Genomic DNA, 5,981 nt, shown 5'->3' on the forward strand with positions numbered 1-5,981 from the left:
TGGATTTATGGAAAAAACATTGGGATATTCAGGCATTACAGGCCAATTCCGCTCGTTTATGGCGTTTGCCACGGCTGAAATCACAAGGAAAACCTTTTCGGCTACCCAGCAGCTATATCAGAATAGACCATCTGATACTGACTCATATCGAAATTATTCCCCAAAAGAGAAGCGACCTTAAACAGAATATAACGGCTATTCCGGTTATGGATATCCGAGGTCATGCGCTATCGACTTCCGGCCAGTTAAAGGCAGAAATTACGATCACGTCGACCTTAAAAGACAGCTTTCATTTTCTGGCAGACATCAACCCTGAAAAAAATAGATTTGCGTTAAAAGCCAATCTCTTGGCACCAGAAAAAGGCTCGATTGCTGATCTTACCGGAATTCAAAAGACCCTTGCGGCCGATCTAACCGGACAAGGTGAATGGGCAAGCTGGCAAGGGCATATTCATGCTTTACTCGACCAGAATCCGCTGGCTGATATCAGTTTAAAACAAAATAAAGGTCACTGGTATATTGCGGGTTGGGCAGCCTTTTCCCGCCTTGTTAAGCCGAATACAGCGCGCTTGCTTGGCAGCGAAACCCATATTCTGTCAGAATTTGACCAGAAAGATCATAGCATCAAGGGTCAGATACGCCTTTTTTCCCCGACGCTTGATATAAAAAGCCGAGGCGGCATTGATTTTGCAAAGGGTCTTTATCATTCGATCGTCATCGAAACCCTATTAAGGCAAAGCAAAGCGCTCGATCCTAAAATGGAAGGCGAGCATATTACCCTTTTAAACCATCTGGATGGTAGTTTTGAAAAAGGGCATTTCAGTTATCAGCTCAAAGCGGGCTGGCTTTCCTTTGGGAAAGAGCATTATGAAGCGGCTACTTTGGAAGGCGAAACGCTTCTATCTGATGGATTATCGCATCTTCCCTTAACACTTACAATCAAGCATATTTCTGGCACAGATCATACCACAGAAGATTTAACACGCGATTTGGTTGTCAGCGGCGTCTTTCATATAACCAACAATCATCTCATCGGAGAAAAGACCTCTCTGGCATCCCATTTTTTGAGTGGAGAAGGTCTGCTTGATATAGATTTAAAAGACGGAAGTTATCAGGCACATATCAAACCCCGTCTGACACGTTATCCGATACCTGAATTTGCCCTTTTGGATGCCGAAGGTGAAATTTATGTCGAGCATCATGCGGGCGTAGATGGCGTAAAGGCCACGGGGCATTTAAAAACATGGACAGAAAATTTTGAGAATGCTTTTCTAAAAGGTCTCATGGAAGGCGCACCCACGCTTAACGTGGATTTTACACGGCAAATTAACGGAACGACAGACCTTCAAAAAGTCATCCTGCAATCCCCTGCCCTCCAGCTCAATGCGAAGGGACAACGCGATAATGGCAATGGCAATCCATTGCATCTTGTCGGCAGCGGCAATCAACGTAGCTATGGCAGTTTAAGGCTGAAACTTGATGGTGATATTGCCCATCCCCATCTTAACATTCAACTTGACCATCCAGTTGACAGCCTAGGTTTAAAAGACGTCAATCTGATTCTTGAACCGACGCAGAAAGGGTATGATTGGAATAGCCATGGCGGATCGCCTATCGGCAATTTTAAGGGATTGGGACGCATTGATGTTATTCCCCGTCAGCCAACTGTTATCCATGTTCAAAATCTTGATATTTCGGCCTCTCATTTTTCTGGCGATCTGACAGCTGTCGGTCGAGGCATGAATGGTCAGCTACAATCCAGTGGCGCTTTGGCAGGCCGGATCAATTTTCAAGTCCCGCTCAATCCCACATCTGACAACGAACAGCAGATAGATGTCGCCCTGACGACCAACAATGGTCATTTAGGCGGTGTTTTTGAGTCGGTTATTCGTCATGGTGATATCAATGCTCGTATTCAGTTAGGCCAAAATACGTCTATTGTGGACGGCCTGTTATCAGGGCAAGAAATCAAAGGGAAATTATTTGATATCGGTCAGCTAAAAGGAAATTTTCATTTCGATCGAGATGATGGTGTTTTCCATCTGGTCGCATCCGGTAATCGTGGGCAACCTTTTGATATAGACAGTCTAATCCATCTATCTCGCGATCATTATTCTATCGAAGGTCATGGCAGCATTGCCCATATCGGGCTTCGTCTTGATAAAGCAGCGCAGCTTACAAAAGACAAAGAGGGTGGCATTCGTCTTGAAGAAAGCCGTATTGAAATTACGGGTGGCGGCAGCGCCGAATTAAAAGGTTACCTTGGCACAAGCAAGAATGAAGGCCGTATCACCCTCGAAAAAATTCCTTTATCTTTATTAGATATTTTTCATCCGGGATTAGGCCTTGGTGGATATGCCCATGGTCAAATTACATGGCAGCAAGATCAGACCAATATCCCAAGAGGTATGATGAACCTCACCCTTCGGGGATTATCCCGTTCCGGTATTTTTCTATCATCGCGTCCGATTGATGCCGGTGTTTCAGCTATTCTCAATCCTGAAAAGCTGGCTTTAAGAGCGGTGGTTCAAGATAACAACCAGATTGTTGGGCGGGCGCAGGCCGAGTGGCGAAACAGCCGAAACACGTCTTTTAATCTGACAGAATTCCGCCATCTGCCCATGAGAACACAAATCCGTTTTAAAGGTGCCAGCGAAACCCTATGGCGATTATTGGGTATCGACAATATTGATCTTTCCGGTGGGCTTGCTTTTTTCACCGATGTTGGCGGCACAATTGATCATCCTTTTTTGACGGGCAAATTAGCGATGAATCAAGGTCGATTAGAAGGTGCCACAACAGGCCTGACCATCGATCAGGTACAAATGCAAGGTAACTTTGCCGATACCAGCCTTATTATAGATCAATTTAGCGGAGATACCTCAAACAAAGGGCGGATCAATGGCAAGGCGACAATTGATTTCGCAGCGCCTCAGGGTGTTGGTCTGGCTATCCGTTTAAAAGCGGATGATGCCGTTTTGATTAACCGTGATGATTTCAAAGCAACGGTGTCCGGTGATCTGGCGTTGGATTCCCAAGGCGATGGTGGATGTATCAGCGGGGATATACAGATCAAGCGCGCCAATTATCAGCTAGGCAAGTCATCAAATGCGTCGATTCCTCATTTACCGATTAAAGAGATCAACCGCATCGAAGAAAATCCGGTAACGCAAACGCCTCCGAAAGCATGGACATTGGATTTAAAGACCCATGCGCATAACCGTCTCAATGTCACTGGTATGGGATTGGATAGCGAATGGCGTGCCGAGCTTAATATTAGCGGGAATATCGACAATCCCTCTATAATGGGCAGAACTGATCTTATTCGGGGTAATTATGATTTTGCAGGGCGACGTTTTACCCTTGATCGTGGGAATATTCGTTTTCAAGGTGAAGTCCCCGTCGAACCAGCGCTTGATCTGACGGCGCGTGCAACGCTTAATTCAACAGATGCGACTATTCACGTTACTGGCACGGCCTTAAAACCGGAAATCAATTTTACCAGCAATCCTGCCATGCCGGAAGATGAATTACTGGCGCAACTTTTATTCGGTAGTTCGATTACCAATCTGTCTGCCCCAGAAGCCTTACAGCTTGCCAGCGCACTTAATCAGCTACGACATGGGGGAGCAAATGTTGACCCGATCAATAATGTCAGAAAATTAGCTAGACTTGACCGGCTTAGGATTACATCATCTAGCCAGAACAGCCAGAAAACCGCCGTCGCAGCCGGTAAATATATCGGACGACATACCTATGTCGAAGTCGAAACCGATGGTCAGGGATATTCCCTGACCAGTGTTCAGTTCCAGATCAATCGCTGGCTTTCATTATTGTCGTCGGTTTCGACCGTAGGACGATCAAGCGGTAATATCAGAATATCGAAAGATTACTGATTTTCTTTGGGGACAAAAAGACGACCTTTTTCAGCCCATAAAATAATCGCAAGGGCAAAAAGACCATAGATAGCGTTTCCGATGGTCATCGGAAAAATCGTATTATTAAACATCTGTCCTAATATCGCCCCAAAGAAATCACCGCCGACAAGCCAGATAAAACCTTGGATTGATGATGCCATACCAGCGATATGCCCCATGGGTTCCATGGAAATAGCCGAGAAATTGGCAATGCAGAGAGAAAAGAAAAACATGGTCATACCCTGCATAATAACAAAGGTATAAGCCGTTTCGAGGCCGCAATAGCCCAAAAAAGCATGAGCGATAGACATTGCAATCATCATGAATAATGACCCATGTCCTAACCGATGCATACCGACCTTTTCGACCAAGAAAGAGTTGGTGAGACAGGCCAAAATCATGAAACCACCGCCCGCGGCAAAGGCAAGGTTAAAGACTTTTGATGAGGCGTGAAAATTATCCGTAAAAATCTCAACAACAGAGTTAAGATAACCCAGCAACCCCCCTTCGATCATCATCAAAGCAAGGGTATAGGCAACCGTATCTCTGCTCTTAAAGAAAAGCCCTGCGGCTCTGATCGTATCTTTCCAGTCAAGATCACGCCGATCTTCAGGATGTAAGGTTTCTGGCAAGCGCCAGATAATCATAGCAATGAAGAACAGGGTAAATAAGGTCAAAGAGAAGAAAATCGCTCGCCAAGACGCATATAATAGGACGACTGAGCCCAATGACGGCGCAAAAATAGGCACGCCCATAAAAATAATGACGGCAAAGGACATGACTTTTGACATGCGTCGACCGGAAAAACAGTCACGAACAATAGAGGTTGCCAAAACACGGGAAGAGGCAGCTGCAACACCTTGGATTAAACGGGCAGCCAACAATAATGGATAGCTTTGAGACAGCCCAACCATCAAACTGGTCAAGATAAACAGGATATAACCCGTTATCAAAACCGGCTTACGACCAAAGCGGTCAGATAAGGGACCATAGAAGATTTGGGCGAAACCAATACCCAAAAAATAAACAACAATAATCCATTGTTGGTCATTCGGATTTGTAACCGAAAAACTTTTCCCCATTTCCGGCAAGGCCGGCAACATTGAATCAAAAGCCAAAGACGGAATAGCCATCATTCCGGCAATGAACAAAACGAAAGCCGGAAAAGATAAAGGCTGGCATCCTCTTTCTGCGGGACGTTCATGGCGGGATGTTACAGCCATAAGAGACCTCTCTTTAAATTATAGAATTGAAGAGCGGCCGTTCTTTAATTGTCCCCCGACAATCGGAAAGAAAATATGCCGCAATATAATAAAACAACAGACAGTAATAAAAATAGGGGATGCCCGAAAAGTTCCGGACATCCCCTCTTCTAAAAAACCCTATCCTGTCAAGGACAGAATAGATTCAAATTAGAATTAAAGAGAATAATACATTTCGAATTCAACTGGGCTGGGAGCCATTTCCCAACGAAGTGATTCAGCCCGTTTGATCTCGATATAGGATTTGATCTGATCTTCGGTGAAGACGTCACCTTTGGTCAGGAAGTCGTAATCTTCAGACAAAGCATCCAAAGCTTCGCGCAAAGAACCGGCTACGGTCGGAACCTTGGCCAATTCTTCCGGCGGCAGATCATAAAGATTGCAATCCATGGCTTCACCCGGATGAATCTTGTTCTGAATACCGTCGATACCAGCCATCAACAGAGCCGTATAGCAGAGATACGGGTTGGCGGTTGCATCTGGGAAGCGAATTTCAACGCGGCGGGATTTTTCACCGGTACCATAAGGAATACGGCAAGAAGCAGAGCGGTTACGGGCAGAATAGGCCAAAAGAACAGGGGCTTCAAAACCCGGAACCAGACGCTTGTAGCTGTTGGTTGACGGATTGGTCAAACCATTGATAGCTTTGGCGTGGCGGATGATACCACCGATGAAATACAGGGCATTTTCGGACAAGCCCGCATATTCAGAACCAGCAAAAGTTGGCTTACCACCATCCCAGATAGAAATATGGGTATGCATGCCAGAACCGTTATCACCGGAAATCGGCTTTGGCATAAAG

Annotated in this window: 2 protein-coding genes and 1 pseudogene; 1 reads left to right on the forward strand and 2 read right to left on the reverse strand. The window is 45.5% G+C overall.

Translation table 11 applies throughout. The features are described from left to right. Positions 1-3,896 (forward strand): translocation/assembly module TamB domain-containing protein (locus tag LDL18_RS08505; protein ID WP_296508722.1); only part of this gene is annotated, 3,896 nt, incomplete at its 5' end. Here LDL18_RS08505 and LDL18_RS08510 read toward each other — a convergent pair. Together LDL18_RS08510 and glnA are read right to left on the reverse strand one after the other, a co-directional pair. Next, complete coding sequence (locus LDL18_RS08510) at positions 3,890-5,140, reverse strand: multidrug effflux MFS transporter (protein ID WP_296508725.1); 1,251 nt, start codon at positions 5,138-5,140, stop codon at positions 3,890-3,892. The two genes, LDL18_RS08505 and LDL18_RS08510, sit on opposite strands and share 7 nt — an antisense overlap. Positions 5,141-5,335: 195 nt before the next feature. Continuing rightward, positions 5,336-5,981 (reverse strand): annotated as a pseudogene (gene glnA, locus LDL18_RS08515) (glutamine synthetase); the annotation flags it as partial.

This window comes from Zymomonas sp. (assembly GCF_020216885.1).
Taxonomy (GTDB): domain Bacteria; phylum Pseudomonadota; class Alphaproteobacteria; order Sphingomonadales; family Sphingomonadaceae; genus Zymomonas.

What these genes read in the sequence shown, in the direction of transcription:
- LDL18_RS08510 (WP_296508725.1), bottom strand. Translation starts at nt 5,140, where the DNA reads ATGGCTGTAACATCCCGCCATGAACGTCCCGCAGAAAGAGGATGCCAG.